Genomic DNA, 17,757 nt, shown 5'->3' with positions numbered 1-17,757 from the left:
ACCGAACTCCTCCCACAGCCATTGCCCGAGATCGCTGAGCCGCCAGCGCACCACGCCGTGAATGGCCGGGATCGGGCCGCCGTCGATCTGGACGGCCAGCGCCTGGCGGTGCGCGTCGGTCAAGGGCACGGTAGCCGCTGGAGGCCGCGACCATGAGGCTGACGTGGTGGTGGTCGCCACGGGCGCCTGGGTGGGACGTCTTCTGCCGGCCTTTGCCAGAGCGGCAGTACCGTCTCGCCAGGCGGTGATCTATCTTGAGCCACCCGCTACGATGGCGGCGGCCTGGGCTGTAGCGCCGGTCATCATCTCTCGAGGTGCGAATGGGGCGTATATCCTGCCTCCGCGACGGGGCACGCGCCTGAAGATCGGCGATCACAGCTTTTCGCTGACCGGGGATCCCGATGCGACGCGCGATGCCCGGACGGAGGATGTGGCGCGGCTGCATTCGGCCATAGCGGGAAACCTTCGTGACACCGAAAGCTATAGAATCACGGACTGCCGCGCCTGCTACTACACGGTGACGGCGGATGAGCGCTTCATCGTGGAGCCGTTGGCGGAGCGCGGCTGGATCATCAGCGCCTGTTCCGGCCACGGCTTCAAGTTCGGTGCCCTGATCGGGCGTGCCGTAGCGCAGGCTATCGCTGGCGAACGGTCGGCCGAGACCGTGCTGAGCTGGGCGGGCGGCGGCGCACCCGCCAATCGCTGCGCCGTCATCGCGGAAAACGTCCAAGGCGCCGCCGTTCCTGCTGACGTTCCACCCGCGGCGTAATCCCGAAGCGCTTGCGATAGATCTGTGTGAAGTGGCTGGCACTGGCATAGCCGGTTGCAATCGCGATGTCGCCGATCGCCAACTGAGTCTGGCGCAACAACACCCGCGCCCGCGACAGACGGACGTCCACCAAATGATCATGCACCGATCGGCCGAGATATTCCTGAAACAGGCGCCCCAGGTGACGGCTCGACAGGCTGGCATTCGCTGCCAACGCCTGGAGCGTCAGCGGTTCGTGGGCATGGCCTTCGATATGCGCAAGCACGCGGGCCTCCGATGCTGTCGGAGGAGGAGTGGGTCGCAACCTATTCGCCCAAGATCCTCGGCTGACCGACCGGGCATTGCATCTGTTCACCACCGAGCAACGACCGTTGGTCGGTGGTGAACATGCAGACAACCGGCCCGTCTTCGAAGTCTCAGGTCGCGAATCGTTCGTCGAGCCAGTCGAGGATCCGGCGATTCAGCATTGAACGGTTGCCCATCTCACAATGCCCGTCCGCACCCTCGGCAGCAGTGAAGCGGATCATCGTCTTCGGGCAACACAACGCGTCGAAGAAACTACCGGCGTCGGCAGCGAGGATGTCACCCTCGGCTTGCGTGATGAGAGTGGGACAACGGATCAGCTCTGCCCGGCCTTTCATGGTGTAGAGTTCCGCGGAAGCGAAATAGGCGCGCAGGTCGCTGACCCCGTGCACCCAGAAGCCGCGCTGGACAACCTTCCAGTTCATCTGCGGACTGCTGCGGATGAATGCATCGGCTCGGTCCAATACCGCCTGATCGAGTGTTCCCAAATCAGCAGCGGCGTCGGGCGAAAGGCCGAAGTTGTGCATGAGCGCCTTACGGAAGCCGTCGGCGATGCTCCAGGTGCCTGGATCAGCGATCAGGGCCGCTATTCGCGCCTCTCCTGACGCGGCGCGCGGCGCGAGATGCCCGCCAAGGCTCCAGCCATAGAGCGCGATGCGCTTCGGATCGATGATCGGCAATGTCAGCGCGTGATCGACCACTTCCGTGATGACAGTCTCCCAGTCCGGCCGGAGCGGCACGCCATCCTCATAGAGCATCGCACCCTGTCCCGGCCCGTCGAACAGCAGGCTGTGATAGCCGCGCCGCGACGCCGCGACGGCAGATGCGAAGTAGGTGTCAGTGATGGTGGAGTCGTAGCCACCGTTGAAGATAATCAGGGGCCGCACGGCCGTCTCAAGGCCTTGCGCCGGGATGACATAGGCCGGCATCGGCGTCGCGTCGAAAGCAATGCGCACCGGGCGGACCGGTTGCGGTCCGAGCGAGAGACCCTTGTCGAAAGCCTCGACCTGTTTGCGGAAGGCAGTGAGCAGGCGCGGATCGACCGGCGCACCGTAGAGGGGGTGAAACGAGGTCGCGTAAAAGACGCTGGCCCGCAGATAAAGCTCGCGCGCGCTGGTCTCGTGGCCCTTCGCGAGAGCGGCGTCTGCCTCCGAAGTCATTCGGTCGCCAGCCGTGGTCCAGGCATCGTAATAGGCACCATGATCGCCTTCCCCAACCGCCGCGGCGACCGCGCGCACCTCCCCGTAATCGGCACCTCCATAGGGGATGTAGGCGAGTGGCCAGGTGCCGAAATCCTCATACAAATCGTCGCGGAACAGTCGGGTCACGATTCAATCCTTCAGCCAGAGGAGAAGAGGGGTACACGGGAACTGATGCGCCGCCGTCGTGGCTGGCCCGCATGAATACGGTGCCGAGCCCGAGGCATACGGCCGGAACAACGCCTCCGATCAGAATGCCGAGAGCGTCATGACCGTCAGGCCGTCATTTGGGGAAGTGCTCGACGTGGGTTTCGGCCGTCCGGCCGAAATAGACGACCCGGCGGCCCATGAAGGAGACGAGGTAACCCGCGCAGCCTGCGCCTTTCGCCTTCTCGCAGAAGGCCACGTAGCTGTAGTCGGCGGGGTTAGCCTGCGCCCATCGCACCAGGCGCTCGATCTCGACAGCGTCGAAGGCAGCGGCGACGTGGCCAGCGGAGGGTTCCATATCCATCGCGACGCTGTCGCCGTCTGTCAGGTAGAATGTCTGGCTGTTACGGCGATAGTCGATCGTGTAGCCCTCGAAATCGGCGGCGAGCAGCTTGCCGATGATCTCCGGAAAGCTCAGGCTCCCATCGTGAGCAGCATGCAGGCAGGTTTCGGCAACAGATATCCGTTCCGCGTCCATGGCGGCTTCCTTTCATTTCAACATTGAGGTCGATCGGCGGGTTCAGTCCACCGGCGTTAATTTCAGCTCTCGGCGTTCAGCGAGTAGCCTCAGGATTCGGTCGAGTGCTTTGTGCTCTTCCTTCGTCAACACGCCGAAGAATTCAGCGTCATTTTTGTCGGCAAGCGATGCCAGGACCGGGATCTTGGCGCGGCCCTCTTTCGTCAGGGAGAGGCTGTGCGCGCGCTTGTCCCGCTGGTTTTCCGTCCGCTCAACCAATCCTTTGGCCACGAGCCTTTCCGCAAGTTTGCTGATCGCCCCCTTCGTCATGCCCATTCTCTCGGCCAGAACTGACGGAGGTGTCGGCTCCACGTCGTAGAGCGCCCGCATGAACGACCACTCCGCGACAGTGACATCTTCGCCGGAGACCTTGCGCGCAAACTCCTGCGAAGCGGCGTTTGACACCATCCGCATCCAGTACCCGGTATGATCGGTCAGCTCCGAGGCTGCTGTCATGCGGTCCTCTTTGTTGACTAGGAAACTTGCACATTAAAGTTTCCTAGTCGACGACAATCTCGCAACCTATTGTCCCAGGAGCGAAGGGCTGTGACGTTTCGTGGCCGCTCCTGCCTCCGGCGGCACATTGGTGGCTGCTGCGGAATCACGCGCCACGGATCGAACATGGAGCGTCTCTCCTGAGATCGAACGCATCGACTTCTGTCCGAGCGAAGAGACGAGTGACCGACGTTTGTGTCCATCGGCCGCCTTGGCGGGGGGTGGAAACGCCTCTTGCGCTTAGCTCCCGGGCGAGTGCGGCTTTGCCGGCCACGCCCTCGGCCTTTAGCTGTTCAATTTCCAGGTGCAGCCGATGCGCCGTCCGAGCCGCCTGACGCCGCGCCGCTGCGGCAGCAGTCGCGTCCGGCCCTTGCGTGGGCCGATATCCCCGATCCCCGCCCAGGACCTTCCCGCGCGCCTTGCGGCCGCCAGTGCAGCCTTGGTCCGTGCGCTGATCAACTCGCGCTCCTTCTGCGCCATCGCAGCGTAGATCCGGTAGATCGAGTAGGAGCCCTTCGCACCCTGCTTGCTCGGCCCGACCTGGCGCACGCGTTCCAGCACCTCCACCGTGACGCCCTTTCGCTTAAGGCCGGCGAGGAAGCCGCGGACGGTGTGCGGCTGCCACCCGGTGGCCTCGATGATCTCGGCGATGGTGGTGCCCTGGTCGCGGCGCAGCAGGGTGAGCACGGTCTCCTGCTTGGTGCCGACGCGGGGCCGGCGCAGTGCACCCGGCTCGCGGGCTTGACGAGCAGGCGGGGCGCTGAGTGCGGTTCGCAGAGTGGCAATGGCTTCATCCAGGCCATCGCGATCCGGCGAATCCCAGGCGGCGGCGACACCGGTCGCGGCGATGCGCAGGGCTGCCGCACGTCCGTTGACCATGTGCCGACTCACAGGCGGGCGCTGAGGTGTCTGTGCGGGTTCCTCGCTGGCGGAGGGCGGCGGGGGCGGAAACGCCGCCTGTGAGGCACCCAGGGCCCGCTGCGGGGAAGAGGGCGGCGTCGGGCTGGAAGTCACCTTCGGCTGCCGCCGCCGGTTCGTTCCCGTCAGCGGCGTCGCCGCAGACCTCCACCCCGGCGTCGAGGGCCGCCCGTGCCAGTTCCTGCTCCTCCTCATGCTCGGCCACAGTCAGCCCGCCGAGTTCGGCCTCGTCCACGGCGGTGACCGCCTCCGGCTCGACGCCGATCGCGTGCAGCCCCGTGTCAGTGATGCGCAGCAGTGTGGGCTGCCCATCGATCTGCCAGGCATCCCGGGCGCTGTAGGCGCCGGCATGCTCGCCGCTTACGAGCTCTTGCTTGATTAGCGACTTCGCCACCGTCTGCCGCGCCGCCGCCGGCAGGCGTTGGGGCGGCAGTGCCAGCCTGTCACCGTGCTGGCTGGCCTGGCTGAGGATGATGCGCTGGGGGTCGGAAAGCTTCGCCATCGTTGGGCTCCTGGTCCGCACCCGATGAGCCGGGTGCTACCAGCTCAAGCCCCGCGGATCAGGCCTCGGCGGGGCTGCGCGGTGCTCTCCACGCCAGTGACCATTCGCTCAGTCTCTGCGCGAAGCCAAGCGAAAGCGCGAGCATTGCGCATAGCGCGCCGACGCGTTCCCCCTCAGAGAACCGGTTCGGGACCCGCAACCCTCTTCGGGCTGCCGTTCGTCAGTACCGACGTGGGCGCAGCCCCGAGTGAAACCACTCGACCAGAGTGACGATGTCATACACCGGCAGCTGAAATCGTGCTTCGAGTGTGGCAGAGTAGGGCGGCAGGTTGGTGCATTCCAGAACAAGCGCGCCGATCTCTGGATGCTCGCGCAGCAACTCCTCGGCTGCTGCCACCACCTCCGCTTCATGGTCAGCATGGCGAACAACAGGCGCCGAGGTGCGATGATTGCGACGAAATATGCCATCGTTCGGGATGCTGCCGACTGGAAGGTCCGTGGGCGCACCTACCGCCTGGAAGTGCGCTGCGGTGAGTGCGGTCTTGTCCATAGTCAGCACGCCTACACGCTTGCCGGCTGGAAGCATGCTCTGCACCAGCGGGATCTGCAGAAGCGCAGATGTCGCGACCGGCACCTGGCAGCGCGCAACGAGTTGCGGATGCAGCAGCGCCAAGAAGCCGCAACTCGTGGTGATACCGTCGACACCGAACGCGACCAGCTCGTCCGCCGCGCGGACGAAGAGGTCCACGACATCCGTATCCAATGTCGGTCGAACGATCCGATCTGGCGTGGCGCCCCGAACGACGGCGTACTGCACGGGAAACCGCCAAGTGGTGCCATTGCCGATGTCGCCAGGCAGGCGATGGAACTGAGTATCCAACACCAAAATGCCGATGCTGACCCCGTGTATGGCGCGGCGTCGCGGAGCGGCCCCTGGGAGCATGTTGCTACCCGTGGAGAATGTCGACATTCGTGCAATCCTAAACTGTTCCGCCAAAGCTATCACTGCGACGCTTTCTTGGGGCGGCCATATCCAGCTGACTATGGAACATGGTCGCGCCTGACAGAGCAATGCAGATGGCAGCGAGCCTCACGACGAAATCGCATTCCGCGGGTGATCGGCGGTGCTTGCCTAGAAGGTGGGGATTTGGGAGCGAAGCGCTTCGCCTCGACGCCCTGCCGTTCAGTAATGGCGTGAGTTCCCGCGCCTGAACGACGAGCTGTCGCGGCACTCATCGACGAGGCTGCGTGTCGCAAAGAACCAGAGGCTAACACGCTTCTCGATGGTCGGCAGCCCCACACGTCGCTGAAGCGTCGCAAGGCCAGGGAGGGCGCAATCCTCGTTGCCCATTCAACGAACATCCCGCGTCCCGGCATCTTCACGCGCCGCGATCCCGGCTCCGGCCGCTTCACCTCATCCGCCGGGCCCAGCATCCTCCCCGCCCAGGCCCCATGATCCTGACCATCGATCCCCGCCAGCGTGTCGAGCAGGTCCGACCGGTCAAACAGCCGCGCGGCGATCAAGTGCACGATCGGCACCTCGGCGGCGCTAGTCCTCGCGTTCAACCCGACCTCCCAGCACCAGCAGCTGGGAGGTCGGTAGCGGCCCGCGGTCGCGCTCCGCGACGTGCGAATAGACCACGACGTTGGCGTTTCGATACTCATCCCCGATGGTCACGAAGATCACGCCCCTCGCCGTCATCGGCTGCAGCCGCATCAGCACGGGGACAGGAACTCGAACACGCCGCTCCGCGGGCGAGCGGGCCAGGGTGCGCGTGGCGATGGTCGGCCGTGGCCGTTGGATGGACAACGTGCTCATCGAGCGGCTGCAGCGTAGCCTGAAGCAGGGGTGCGTTTACTTGCAGGCCTTCGGGACCGGGTCCGAGCTGAGAGCCGGGCTGACGAAGTGGATCGGCTACTACAAGCCGGGCGCCTACACAGCGCCCTGCTGGAGCGAACTCCTGACCAGGCGCCTGGCGTAGTTGGGACGACGACTTTGGAGGCTCGAAGACACCAAGGATCAACCTTATCCAGACCGTCAAGCTGTCCGATGGTTGGCGACCACCTCACCTGCGATGATCGCGTCCACCCGCGCGCTGCGGCATCACCGCCGCCGATTGTGTGGGATGCAAATTAGACTCGCGCCTAGAGAGGGGCTCATTTATAAGATTTAGCAGCGACTTACTCGGCGACAGTGATGAACTTCTGCGTAACCCGTCCGGTGCAGTGGCCCGGCTGGAAACGGAGAGGACACGGCCATGGAGTGCGCGTTACTCTCAGATGTTTGGATAGCGGGAGCCTATTGCCCGCGTGAGATGATATCGAGCGGCTGGCGCTCGGTCTCGGCGACGAAGTCGAGCCGGACCGAACCCGATGCAGCGAAGAGATCGCAACGCCCTCACCGGCCATTGTGCGGCGGCGACCGGGCAGCGTGTGTTGAGCGTTATTCCTTATTTCCTTGGACGCAGCCCCAATGGCGGTAGCGATCGCCCTCATCCTGGTCGCCGTCGGCTCCGTCGCGTTCCACATGCTGAGCCCGTGGTGGTGGACGCCGATCGCGTCCAACTGGACCTACATCGACGACACGCTGATCGTGACCTTCTGGATCACCGGCGTCGCCTTTACCGTCATCGTGTTGTTCATGGCGTATTGCGTGGTCAGGTTTCGGCAGCGCCCCGGCCACAAGGCCGAGCATGAACCGGAAAACAAGCGGCTCGAATGGTGGCTGACGATCGGCACGACGGTCGGCGTCGCAGCGCTGCTCGCGCCCGGTCTGATCGTCTGGCATCGCTTCATCACCGTGCCGGCGGACGCGACCGAGATCGAGATTGTCGGCCAGCAATGGCAATGGACGTTCCGCCTGCCTGGCCATGACGGGCGACTGGGCACAGTCTCTGTCCGCTTCATCGATCCGGACAATCCGCTCGGCATCGATCCTTCCGACCCAGCCGGGCAGGACGACGTGATCGTCGAAGGTGGGGAACTGCATCTTCCCATCGGCCGCCCGGTCAAGGTGCTGCTACGCGCCATCGACGTGCTGCACAATTTCTACGTGCCGGAGTTCCGCGCGAAGATGGACATGGTGCCCGGCCAGGTCACCTTCTTCTGGTTCACGCCGACGCGCACCGGCACCTTTGAGGCTGTCTGCGCAGAGCTTTGCGGCCTCGGCCATGCGGTAATGCGCGGGCGCGTCGTGGTGGTAGAGGAAGCCGAGTACCAAGCGTGGCTCGAGCGTCAACCCACCTTCGTGCGTCGCTTGGCAGCAGTGAGATAGGGCCGCCAGGAGGGGATACGATGAGCACCGCATCCGGATCCGTCGATGGCATCCCGGCAGCTGAGGTCCCCGATGTCGAGCTGTACCATCCCAGAAGCTGGATCACGCAGTGGGTCTTCTCCCAGGACGCCAAGATTATAGGCATCCAGTACGCGCTGACGGCGACGGCGATCGGCTTGGTTGCGCTGGTGCTGTCCTGGCTGATGCGGCTGCAGCTCGGTTTCCCGGGCGTCTTCGATTTCATCACCCCGGCTGAGTATTATCAGTTCATCACCATGCACGGCATGATCATGGTGGTTTACCTGCTGACCGCGCTGTTCCTCGGCGGCTTTGGCAACTACCTGATCCCGCTGATGATCGGCGCGCGGGACATGGTGTTCCCCTACATGAACATGCTGTCCTACTGGATCTACCTGCTCGCCGTCCTGGTACTGGTGACGAGCTTCTTCGCTCCTGGCGGGCCGACCGGCGCGGGATGGACGCTCTACCCGCCGCAATCAATCCTGTCGGGCACGCCGGGCGGGCAGGATTGGGGCATCATCCTGATGCTGCTGTCGCTGATGCTGTTCATTATCGGCTTCACCATGGGCGGGCTGAACTACGTGGTGACCGTGCTGCAGGCACGCGCGCGCGGCATGACATTGATGCGCATGCCGCTGACCGTCTGGGGCATCTTCACCGCGACGGTGATGGCGCTGCTCGCCTTCCCCGCGCTCTTCGTCAGCGCGGTGATGATGCTGCTCGACCGCCTGCTCGGCACTAGCTTCTTCATGCCGGCATTGGTCGAGATGGGCCAGCGGTTGAACCATGAAGGCGGCAGCCCGCTGCTGTTCCAGCACCTGTTCTGGTTCTTCGGCCATCCGGAGGTCTACATCGTGGCGTTGCCTGCCTTCGGCATCGTCTCCGACCTCATCAGCGTGCATGCGCGGCGCAACATCTTCGGCTACCGTATGATGGTCTGGGCCATCATCATCATCGGCGCGCTGAGCTTCGTCGTCTGGGCGCACCACATGTATGTCAGCGGCATGAACCCCTATTTCGGGTTCTTCTTCGCCACCACCACGCTGATCATCGCCGTGCCGACGGCGCTCAAGGTCTACAACTGGCTGCTGACGCTGTGGCGCGGCGACATCCACCTGACCGTGCCGATGCTGTTTGCGCTGGCCTTTATCGTGACCTTCGTCAATGGCGGCCTGACCGGCCTGTTCCTCGGCAATGTCGTGGTGGACGTGCCGTTGTCGGACACCATGTTCGTCGTCGCCCATTTCCACATGGTGATGGGCGTGGCGCCGATCTTCGTCATCTTCGGCGCCATCTACCACTGGTACCCGAAGATCACGGGACGGATGCTGAATGAGGTGTTGGGTCGCATCCACTTCTGGGTCAGCTTCCTCGGGGCCTATCTGATCTTCTTTCCGATGCACTATATCGGCCTGCTCGGCGTACCGCGACGCTATCACGAGATCGGCGAGACAGCCTTCGTGCCGGCCTCCGCCCACACGCTGAACGCCTTCATCAGCGTCATGGCGCTGATCGTGGGCGCGGCGCAGATCGTCTTCCTGTTCAACCTCGCCTGGAGCGTCCGGCGCGGCCGGCCCGCGGGCGACAATCCCTGGAATGCCGCGTCGCTCGAATGGCAGACGACGCAGACGCCGCCGCCGCATGGCAATTGGGGGCGGGACCTGCCGGTGGTCTATCGCTGGGCCTATGACTACAGCGTCCCAGGTGCCGCGCAGGATTTCATTCCGCAGAACCAGCCGCCCGCGAAGGCCGCGGAATGACCGCCATCATCCTCTACGTCGCCGTCATCGGCAGCATCGCGGCCTGGTGGCTGTCGCGGCAGCGGTTGATGGCGAAACCGTGGCTGGAGGTCGGCGCGGCAGGCGAGGCGCCGGGCACCGGTGCCTCCGAAGTTCCGCCGGCCAAGCTTGGGCTCTGGGTATTCCTGGCGGTGGTGGGTGCGCTGCTGACGCTGTTCGTCAGCGCCTACCTGATGCGGATGCACATGTCGCAGGATTGGCGCCCCTTGCCGACGCCGTGGATGCTCTGGTTCAACACGGTGCTGCTGGCACTCAGCAGCTTCGGGCTGCATCGCGCCCAGATGGCTGCGCGCATCGGCTGGCGGCAGGGCATCGAGGTCGGGCTTATCGCTGGCGGACTCGCCGCGCTGGGCTTTTTGGCCGGGCAGTATCTCGCCTGGCAGCAGGTGATGGCGGAAGGCTTCGGCGTCGCCACCAACCCTTCCAGCTCCTTCTTCTACCTGATCACAGCGGTGCACGGCCTGCATCTGCTGGGCGGGCTCGTCGTCCTCGGCAGGACCGCATATCGCACAGCGCGCGGTGCGGTGCTCGCGCAGCTTTGCCTCAGCGTCGAGCTATGCGCCACTTACTGGCATTTCCTTCTCGTGGCCTGGATCGCGCTGTTCGGCCTGTTGCTGCACGGATAAGGGAGGTTCGCGACGATGGAAGGCATCGCTCAGGCGCAATCCGCCCAACGGCCCGAAGGCATGGAAGGCTTCGTGGCGGATTGGAGTTCCGACCAGCGGGCGTTCAAGAACGTCTCCTGGGGGAAGGCCATGATGTGGATCTTCCTGCTCAGTGACACCTTCGTGTTCGGCTGCTTCCTGCTCTCCTACATGACGGTGCGGATATCCACGCGGGTGCCCTGGCCGAATCCGAGCGAGGTCTTCGCGCTCGAGATCTTCGGCACGCATATGCCGCTGATCCTGATCGCCATCATGACCTTCGTGCTGATCACCAGCAGCGGCACCATGGCGATGGCGGTCAATTGCGGCTATCGCCGCGACCGAGGGCGCACCGCGATCCTGCTGGTCGTGACAGCGCTACTGGGTGCGACCTTCGTCGGCATGCAGGCCTTCGAGTGGTCCAAGCTGATCCATGAGGGCGTGCGGCCCTGGGGCAACCCGTGGGGCGCCGAGCAGTTCGGGTCCGCCTTTTTCATGATTACCGGCTTTCACGGAACGCATGTCACGATCGGCGTCATCTTCCTCCTGATCGTCGCGCGCAAGGTCTGGCGCGGGGACTATGACACGGGCAGGTCGGGGTTCTTCACCAGCCGCGGCGGCCGCTACGAGATTGTCGAGATCACCGGCCTGTACTGGCACTTCGTCGACCTCGTCTGGGTCTTCATTTTCGCGCTGTTCTATCTCTGGTAGGAGGCGAGGCATGGCGCATGTAGCAGATGCACATGGGGAGCACACCGCGGCGATCGGTGTCCCGATCGCGCATGAGGTCGGCCAGCAGCATCCGATCCGGCTCTACCTCGTAGTCTGGATCTGGTTGTTCATCCTCAGCACCTTCTCCTACCTGGTGGACTTCTTCCATCTCCAGGGAATGCTGCGCTGGTCGCTGATCCTGCTGTTCATGATGCTCAAGGCGGGGCTGATCGTGGCCATCTTCATGCACATGAAGTGGGAGAGGCTGGCGCTTGGCTACGCCATCCTGGTGCCGCCGGTGGCGGTGCTGATCTTCGTCGCGATCATGGTGCTGGAAGCCGACCATACGCTGTTGTCGCGGCTGCAGTTCTTCAGCCGCGATCCTGGCTGAGACGTGGCTCGGCGACCAGCAGGGTCACCGGGCCATCGGGATCAGGCATCAACCACCCGTCGGTACAAGTGCCAGGTGGCATGCCCAAGCAATGGCATGACGACGGCGAGCCCGACAAACAGCGGCAGGCATCCAAGGGCGAGAAGAGCCGCGACGATGACGCCCCAAGCTGCCATCGGCACCGGATTGCGAAGCACCGCTCGTACCGAGGTCAGTACTGCGACGCGAAGCCCGACATTGCGGTCGAGCAGCAGCGGGAAGGAGACGACGGTGAGCATGAGGATGATGAGTGCGAAGAAGAACCCCACCACATTCCCCCACAGGATCAGCCGCCATCCGGCGCCGGTGGTCAGCACCTGCCCGAGCAGGGCCCAGAAGGAATTGGGAAGTTCATCGCCCATGGTCCCTCGATAGACCGCCTGCGCCGCAAAGAGCCAGAAGACGAAGATCACGCACATCACCACGCCGAGCGCTGCGATCGAGCCGATCGCCGGCGAGCGGAGGACATCGAAGGTGTTGAGCCAAGTGGTCGGTAGCCCCTTCTCGTGCCGTCGGCTCAATTCATAGATGCCGAGGGCGGCGATCGGCCCCATAAGCGACAATCCGGCGACCAGGGGGTAGAGCAGTGGCAGTAGCGCGCCACCGGATGCTGCTCTAGCCGCAACGAATCCGACGATCGGGTAGATCACGCCAAGAAAAATTAGCTGCGTCGGCATCTCCATGAAATCCTCGTAGCCCTTTACCAGAGCGATCCGGATGTCTGAAAAGCCAATTGCGCGAACGACAGGCTCAACCTGGTCGGGGTTGGCCTGGGAAGCCAGCGAGACCTGGGCCATCGCGTTACCTCCTCATGAACCACACGCAGCCTCCACCACCGCGACGTGGCGTCACGGGGGATAGCCGGCAGCCTGTGGTGTCGAGGTGACCAAGTGTCCGTCGAACGACAGGCTCACGGGCCATCAACTGCGACCCGTCTGGTAGCATATCGGATGGCGTTTCGCACGCGCTGATAACGTGTGAATGGCTGATCCAAAGATACCCTGAGTGTCTGGCCGGCCGAGGTCCCCTGTGGAGCATCGCCACCCCGGGGTTACCCTCCGGTTCTTCGCGTGGGGAAGGTTGTCGGGCAGTTTGTACGGCCATCAACGAGGCCGCGGCGAGGTAGTCTCGCGGGCCGCAGCGTGTTCCCCAAACCGAGCAACGGTTAACGCGTAGAACAGCGCCACCAAACCGAGAAGAACGACAAGAAGCGCCCGCGATCGCAGCCGCCGGCGCAACAACGCCAACCGCACGATATCGCTGTCGTGCTGTTGCGGCTCGGTACGGGAAAGGCGCTGGCTGTTCGTCACCTGCCGCGCGTCCACGAGGATACCGAATACCACGATACCATCCTGCGAGGGGATTCGCACGGATCGCCTGCAGCACAGCGAGTTACGGTTCCTGGAGATCGCCCGCGCCCTGATGCTGCGGCCCCGATTTCTGCTACTCGACGAGCCAGTCGCGAGACTCTAGGCAGACGAGATCCGCAGCCTTGCATCACCGATCTGCGCCAGCAGCCAACAGGGCACCGGCGTTCTGCTGGTCGAACGCCATGCGGACCTCATCTTCGACATCTGTGACCAGGTCACCGTGCTCAATCTCGGCCGTGAGTTGGCCGCAGGCAGGCCGGCCGGAACGCGCGTTCATTCGGACGTGGTCAGTTCTATCTCGACTCCTGAGATGCTGCTCTATATCTGCGACATGGCCGTCGGCCACGGCAAGATCGCCGTACTGCACGTTGTGGGTATCCAGATCGGCGCGGGCGAGGCGGTATCTGAAGTTGACCCGCTTTAGTGGACACCCCGAGGCTTGAGACGGAGGTGTCTGAGATGCTGAGATTCAGAGTGCCCTACCCGCCAGAGTTCCGGCGGTAGATAGTGGAACTGGTTCGGTCGGGACGAACCCCGCAGGAACTTGCGCGTGAATTCGAGCCGAACGCGCAGTCGATCGCGCATTGGGTTCGCCAGGCGGATCGTGAGGCCGGAGCGAGCAAAGGCGGCGGGACGATCAGCGCCGAGCGCGAGGAGCGGAGCCGGCTCCGCCGTGAGAACCATCGCCTGCGCCAGGGGCGGAACATTCTGGCAAAGGCGGCGGCCTGGTTCGCGCGGGACAAGACCCCGTCCGGGTCTTCGAATTCATGAGCGCGCACCAGGCCGAATTCCCCATCCGCGTCATGGCCCGCGTGCTGCGGGTCTTGGCCTCCGGCTACTACGCGTGGCGCAGCCGGCCGGCCTCGGCGCACGCCCAGGCGGATGCCGCCCTGCTGCGCCGGATCCGCACGATCCATGCCGGCTCCCACGGGACCTACGGCGCGCCGCGAGTGCATACCGAGTTGCAGGCCGAGGGCACGGCGAACGCCCGCAAGCGCGTGGCGCGGCTGATGCGCCAGGCGGGGCTGCGCGGTGTGTCGCGGCGCCGTTTCCCGACCACGACGCGGCGCGAGCCGGGGCATAGGCCGGCGAACCACCTCATCGGTCGGGTCTTCACGGCGCCGGCGCCGAACCTGCTCTGGGTGGCCGACATCACCTACATGCCGACCGCCGCAGGCTTCCTGTTCCTCGCTGTCGTCCTCGATGCCTGGTCGCGGCGCATCGTCGGCTGGGCGATGGCGAACGACCTGCGCACGCAACTCGTCCTCGATGCTCTCGACATGGCCGTCACCACGAGGAAACCGGCGGATGTCGTGCATCACAGCGACCAGGGCAGCCAATACACCTCTGTGGCCCTCGGGATGCGATGCCGCGAGGCCGGCGTCCGCCCCAGCACGGGATCGGTCGGCGATGCCTACGATAACACGCTGGCCGAGGCGTTCTTTGCCACGCTCGAGTGCGAACTGCTCGACCGGCGCCGCTTCCGCTCCCAGGCCGAGGCCCGCATGGCCGTGTTCCACTTCATCGAGGGCTTCTACAATCCGACCAGTCGCCACTCGTCGCTTGGCTACCTCTCGCCCATCGAATTCGAAGCGAGGAAGATACTCATGAAGGACTGACCGCTACCCCCAAACCGTCCACGGAAGCAGGGCAACTTCAAACGACCGCGGCTCACACCCGCTCAGTAGCACAAGGCGCTCCTACACCACGCGATGGGACACGACCGAAACACCGACCAATTGTGCGCCATGGCGATGAGCTCGCCTTAGCCATTGCAGAACCCTGGCATTGTCATACAAAGCGGGATTGCCAGCTGCCGGGACGAAGATACGTTCGTAAGCTCTGTACTCCGAGGGCAGCGGCCCCGCCATAATGGCGACTCCCGCCGTGCTCAGGACCGGGCCCGCCTCGGCCGCGATGATCTGCCATGCATAGACATCTGAACCTTGTAGTGAGTTGGCGCTACGCATCACCTCCACTATCGATGTGAACGAGGTCAGTCCGAAATCTGGCGTGAGAAGGATTCCGATCCTCATGCTATCATTCTTCACTACCTGAGCGCGCGCGCAAGAATTCAGCGATCGCGCGATATCCGCCATCGAAGGCGTCGATACAGCGAAGGCGGTTGGCTAACGCAGGCTTTGGCGCATCTGGTGGTCAGGCTGGACGGCGCGCCCCAGAGAATTTCGTTTCCCAGTTCCTACCGCTGCTCCATTCTTCTCTCTCAACCTGTCTCTCATACCAACTTCCGTAGCCTTTGACTCACAAGGGGGATTCCCCGACGCGACCGCGATGTGATTCAAACTGGTGAGCATCGGAGGCTCACCATGGCGCGCGCTATTGCCCTGCGTTCCGACTTCAGCGCTGCCGAGCTTCGTCGCCTTGCGCGGCGGAGCAAGGATGCGGCGCAAGCTCGCCGCCTGCTGGCGCTGGCGGCGATTTATGACTGTGGCACGCGCTCGGAGGCGGCGCGCCTAGGCAACGTCACCTTGCAGATCGTCAGGGACTGGGCGGTGCGGTTCAACGGCGAGGGGCCCGAGGGCCTGATCGACCGCAAGGCGCCCGGCCCGACGCCGCGGTTGACCGGATCGACAGCGGTGACCTGGGTCCGTGACAGCAACTGCGCACCGCGCTGCGCAAGCCAGCGCACCAGATCCGTGACGATGCGCGAGGCAAAGAGGATGCCCGAACCCTCGGCCTCCAGGATTCGCGAGAAGGCTTCGATGCGCAGCATCGGAAATGACTGACGGGCGGTTGCCGAATCGATCTCGCGCAGGGCCAGCCCGAACTCGGCCTGCGTCGCGGCGACGGCATCGATCCAGTTCTCCTGCCCGCTCGACAGGAGGTGGACGGAGGGCGTTCGTTCGAGGTGGGTGACGTCAAGGTCGGACCATAACTCGTCCCAGGCGGCGAAGGCCTGCGGGATCAACCGGGCATAGCCCCGCATCTCGCCATAGGCGTGGCGGATGATGCGGTGTTCGTCGAAGGACGAGCCGAGTGGATTCGGCAAGCCACCCTGTTCGATGACCGTCACCGCAAACCCACGTCGCGTCAGCGCCCACGCCGTGCAGAGCCCGGCGATGCCGCCGCCGACGACCAGAATGCGTCCCTTCCGGCGCGGTGCGCGCGCCGTCACTGGCGTACCGCGTCCATTGCCAGGGTGTATTCATGCTCTCGCACGCTATAGGCGATGCCGGCCCGTGTGCCCCAAGTGTTGATGGGGAAATACAGGGGAACGATCGCCTGTTGGTCGGTGATCCCGCGGTCGGCCACCTGGCGCACCAAAGCCTCCCGCGCGGCCTCATCGATCGTGCGGCCAGCTTCGTCGATCAGCGCATCGGTGCGGCTGTCGGAGAATTGCCCCCAATTCCCCGAGCCGATCCCGCGCTGTCGGTCCTGCGTATGCAGGATGCGCTGCAACTGCGTCAGCACCTCGCTGCGCGCGGAAAGCGAGCCGCTCAGCGTGGCGCTGAATTCATGCCGTGCGGCGCGCGAGAAGTAGATGGCCGAGGGCATGGCATCGACCCGTGTGCGAATGCCGATGCGCGTCCACATCTGACTCACCGCCCGAGCACCTGCGCGTCGAGCGGATAGCGGTTGTTCGGCCCCGACAGGGCGAGGTCGAAGCCGGCGGCCAAGCCGGCTTCCTGCATCAGACGTCGCGCCGCCGCGATGTCCGCGCGGGGCACCTCTGGCTGCGGCCGCAATGCCGGATACACCGTCGGTACCGCCTGGCCATGAAGCAGACGCTCGGTCAACGCCGCGCGGTCAATCGCCAGGGACATTGCCCGCCTGACACGCACATCCTGGAGCGGATTGTTGGGCAACGGCCGACCCTGCGCATCCGTGACGTTGGGCGACTCGCTTCGCCCCACATCGAGGCCAAGATAGTAGAAACCTACGCCGGGGGCCGACGACAATCGCAGGTCGTCGCGGCGCCGCAGTGTCTCGATATCGGCGCCGCTGACGAAGTTGATCATGTCGACATCGCCGGCCAGGAGGGCAGCGCTACGCGCGCCATTGTTGATGATCGGCCTGATGACGACCGACTGCCATTCCGGTCTGTCGCCGGCATAGGACGGGTTGCGCTCGAGGACGATGGCGCTGCCGCGGCTACGGGACACCAGGCGGTAGGGGCCGCTGCCAATAGTGGCTGCGCCTGAATCATAGTCAGCTTTCGTCGCGGCGGCAGCCGTCGCACGGGACAGGATGGCGACGGAGCGCAGCGAGTGCATGAGCAGCGGCGCTGGTGCATTCGTTCGCAGCCGAAGCCGCCGCTCATCGAGCACCTCGACCGTGCTGATATCCTGCAGATACCAGCGAAAGCTCGACGGACTGCCCGGTACGTCGCGGGCGCGCTCGTAGGAGAAGGCGACATCGTCGGCAGTTAGCGGCGCGCCATTGTGGAAGGTGACGCCGGACCGCAGGGTCACCTCCCACGTCAGGTCGTCAATGTTCGTCCACTCCAGGGCGACTGGAGTGCGCCCCTTGGGGTGGACAGATTGAGCGATTGAAATTGACGGGCCTTGCTGGGCTTCCGAAGGATGGAAGCTATGACGAAGCATCGATCACACAGCGCCGCGTTCAAGCGGCAGGTA

21 protein-coding genes and 4 pseudogenes are annotated in these 17,757 nt (G+C 64.4%); 10 read left to right on the top strand and 15 right to left on the bottom strand.

Annotation, left to right across the window (positions count from 1 at the left end):
• Positions 1–123 (bottom strand): annotated as a pseudogene (locus AAFN86_RS29000) (IS630 family transposase); the annotation flags it as partial.
• Between AAFN86_RS29000 and AAFN86_RS28995 the strand changes: the two are divergent.
• On the top strand, positions 71–769 hold the full coding sequence (locus tag AAFN86_RS28995; RefSeq protein ID WP_347547169.1) for an FAD-dependent oxidoreductase: 699 nt from the start codon (positions 71–73) through the stop codon (positions 767–769). The pseudogene AAFN86_RS29000 and the gene AAFN86_RS28995 overlap by 53 nt on opposite strands.
• Here the strand turns inward: AAFN86_RS28995 and AAFN86_RS28990 are convergent.
• The 8 genes from AAFN86_RS28990 to AAFN86_RS28955 all read right to left on the bottom strand — a co-directional run bounded on the left by AAFN86_RS28990 (position 711) and on the right by AAFN86_RS28955 (position 6,729).
• Entirely contained in the window at positions 711–1,034 is a 324-nt protein-coding gene (locus AAFN86_RS28990) for a helix-turn-helix domain-containing protein (RefSeq protein ID WP_347547166.1), read from the bottom strand. The two genes, AAFN86_RS28995 and AAFN86_RS28990, sit on opposite strands and share 59 nt — an antisense overlap.
• Positions 1,035–1,185: 151 nt before the next feature.
• Positions 1,186–2,400 carry an alpha/beta fold hydrolase gene (locus AAFN86_RS28985; protein ID WP_347547164.1) on the bottom strand — a complete coding sequence of 405 codons (1,215 nt, stop codon included), beginning with the start codon at positions 2,398–2,400 and terminating at the stop codon, positions 1,186–1,188.
• Positions 2,401–2,554: 154 nt separating this feature from the next.
• A complete protein-coding gene (locus AAFN86_RS28980) occupies positions 2,555–2,956 on the bottom strand; it encodes a DUF1398 domain-containing protein (protein WP_347547163.1) in 402 nt (133 codons plus the stop codon).
• A gap of 42 nt (positions 2,957–2,998) precedes the next feature.
• Entirely contained in the window at positions 2,999–3,451 is a 453-nt protein-coding gene (locus AAFN86_RS28975; RefSeq protein ID WP_347547161.1) for a MarR family transcriptional regulator, read from the bottom strand.
• Between the two features lie 324 nt (positions 3,452–3,775).
• Positions 3,776–4,369 (bottom strand): DUF3489 domain-containing protein, encoded by a 594-nt coding sequence (locus AAFN86_RS28970; protein WP_347547160.1) that lies wholly within the window; start codon positions 4,367–4,369, stop codon positions 3,776–3,778.
• Positions 4,281–4,910 (bottom strand): hypothetical protein, encoded by a 630-nt coding sequence (locus AAFN86_RS28965; protein ID WP_347547158.1) that lies wholly within the window; start codon positions 4,908–4,910, stop codon positions 4,281–4,283. The genes AAFN86_RS28970 and AAFN86_RS28965 overlap by 89 nt, the downstream gene beginning before the upstream one ends.
• 220 nt (positions 4,911–5,130) lie before the next feature.
• A complete protein-coding gene (locus AAFN86_RS28960; RefSeq protein ID WP_347547156.1) occupies positions 5,131–5,880 on the bottom strand; it encodes an aspartate/glutamate racemase family protein in 750 nt (249 codons plus the stop codon).
• A 579-nt stretch (positions 5,881–6,459) separates the two neighbouring features.
• A complete protein-coding gene (locus AAFN86_RS28955) occupies positions 6,460–6,729 on the bottom strand; it encodes a hypothetical protein (protein WP_347547170.1) in 270 nt (89 codons plus the stop codon).
• On the opposite strand from AAFN86_RS28955, the pseudogene AAFN86_RS28950 reads away from it, so the two are divergent.
• From AAFN86_RS28950 to AAFN86_RS28925, 6 genes and pseudogenes are all read left to right on the top strand, one after another.
• Positions 6,674–6,882 (top strand): annotated as a pseudogene (locus AAFN86_RS28950) (integrase core domain-containing protein); the annotation flags it as partial. The gene AAFN86_RS28955 and the pseudogene AAFN86_RS28950 sit on opposite strands and share 56 nt — an antisense overlap.
• Before the next feature lie 501 nt (positions 6,883–7,383).
• Positions 7,384–8,184: a cytochrome c oxidase subunit II gene (gene coxB, locus AAFN86_RS28945; protein ID WP_347547155.1), complete on the top strand. Its 801-nt coding sequence runs from the start codon at positions 7,384–7,386 to the stop codon at positions 8,182–8,184.
• Positions 8,185–8,204: 20 nt separating this feature from the next.
• A complete protein-coding gene (gene ctaD / locus AAFN86_RS28940; protein ID WP_347547153.1) occupies positions 8,205–9,965 on the top strand; it encodes a cytochrome c oxidase subunit I in 1,761 nt (586 codons plus the stop codon).
• A complete protein-coding gene (locus AAFN86_RS28935; protein ID WP_347547151.1) occupies positions 9,962–10,630 on the top strand; it encodes a cytochrome c oxidase subunit 3 in 669 nt (222 codons plus the stop codon). The genes ctaD and AAFN86_RS28935 overlap by 4 nt, the downstream gene beginning before the upstream one ends.
• 15 nt (positions 10,631–10,645) lie before the next feature.
• Positions 10,646–11,359 carry a heme-copper oxidase subunit III family protein gene (locus AAFN86_RS28930; RefSeq protein WP_347547149.1) on the top strand — a complete coding sequence of 238 codons (714 nt, stop codon included), beginning with the start codon at positions 10,646–10,648 and terminating at the stop codon, positions 11,357–11,359.
• A 10-nt stretch (positions 11,360–11,369) separates the two neighbouring features.
• Positions 11,370–11,750, top strand: a complete 381-nt coding sequence (locus tag AAFN86_RS28925; RefSeq protein WP_347547147.1) for a cytochrome C oxidase subunit IV family protein — start codon at positions 11,370–11,372, stop codon at positions 11,748–11,750.
• 41 nt (positions 11,751–11,791) lie between these two features.
• On the opposite strand, the gene AAFN86_RS28920 is transcribed toward AAFN86_RS28925, so the two are convergent.
• Together AAFN86_RS28920 and AAFN86_RS28915 are read right to left on the bottom strand one after the other, a co-directional pair.
• The gene (locus AAFN86_RS28920) at positions 11,792–12,586 is read right to left on the bottom strand and encodes a DUF2189 domain-containing protein (protein ID WP_347547145.1); all 795 of its coding nucleotides are present in this window, start codon (positions 12,584–12,586) and stop codon (positions 11,792–11,794) included.
• 306 nt (positions 12,587–12,892) lie between these two features.
• Complete coding sequence (locus AAFN86_RS28915; protein WP_347547143.1) at positions 12,893–13,132, bottom strand: hypothetical protein; 240 nt, start codon at positions 13,130–13,132, stop codon at positions 12,893–12,895.
• A gap of 247 nt (positions 13,133–13,379) precedes the next feature.
• Here AAFN86_RS28915 and AAFN86_RS28910 point away from each other — a divergent pair, with 247 nt between their 5' ends.
• Positions 13,380–13,583 carry a hypothetical protein gene (locus tag AAFN86_RS28910; RefSeq protein ID WP_347547141.1) on the top strand — a complete coding sequence of 68 codons (204 nt, stop codon included), beginning with the start codon at positions 13,380–13,382 and terminating at the stop codon, positions 13,581–13,583.
• Between the two features lie 80 nt (positions 13,584–13,663).
• Positions 13,664–14,778, top strand: a protein-coding gene (locus AAFN86_RS28905) for an IS3 family transposase (RefSeq protein WP_347547167.1) whose coding sequence is annotated in 2 segments (ribosomal slippage) — positions 13,664–13,880 and positions 13,880–14,778 — 1,116 coding nt in all. Because the reading frame shifts where the segments join, the coding sequence is not laid out codon by codon here.
• A gap of 81 nt (positions 14,779–14,859) precedes the next feature.
• Here the strand turns inward: AAFN86_RS28905 and AAFN86_RS28900 are convergent.
• The gene (locus AAFN86_RS28900; protein WP_347547139.1) at positions 14,860–15,195 is read right to left on the bottom strand and encodes a hypothetical protein; all 336 of its coding nucleotides are present in this window, start codon (positions 15,193–15,195) and stop codon (positions 14,860–14,862) included.
• A 291-nt stretch (positions 15,196–15,486) separates the two neighbouring features.
• Here AAFN86_RS28900 and AAFN86_RS28895 point away from each other — a divergent pair.
• Positions 15,487–15,744: pseudogene (locus tag AAFN86_RS28895) on the top strand (helix-turn-helix domain-containing protein); the annotation flags it as partial.
• A 53-nt stretch (positions 15,745–15,797) separates the two neighbouring features.
• On the opposite strand, the pseudogene AAFN86_RS28890 reads toward AAFN86_RS28895, so the two are convergent.
• The 3 genes and pseudogenes from AAFN86_RS28890 to AAFN86_RS28880 form a co-directional block, all read right to left on the bottom strand.
• Positions 15,798–16,295, bottom strand: a pseudogene (locus tag AAFN86_RS28890) (NAD(P)/FAD-dependent oxidoreductase); the annotation flags it as partial.
• On the bottom strand, positions 16,292–16,714 hold the full coding sequence (locus AAFN86_RS28885; protein WP_347547138.1) for a hypothetical protein: 423 nt from the start codon (positions 16,712–16,714) through the stop codon (positions 16,292–16,294). The pseudogene AAFN86_RS28890 and the gene AAFN86_RS28885, both read right to left, overlap by 4 nt.
• Before the next feature lie 5 nt (positions 16,715–16,719).
• Positions 16,720–17,724, bottom strand: coding sequence for an ABC transporter substrate-binding protein (locus tag AAFN86_RS28880; RefSeq protein ID WP_347547136.1), 1,005 nt, complete (start codon positions 17,722–17,724; stop codon positions 16,720–16,722).
• Positions 17,725–17,757: the final 33 nt, after the last annotated feature.

Source organism: Roseomonas sp. CAU 1739, from assembly GCF_039839775.1.
In the GTDB taxonomy this organism is placed as follows: Bacteria; Pseudomonadota; Alphaproteobacteria; order Acetobacterales; family Acetobacteraceae; genus Neoroseomonas.
Note: the sequence above shows the minus strand (reverse complement) of the source record. Positions and strands in the feature narration are given on the sequence as shown.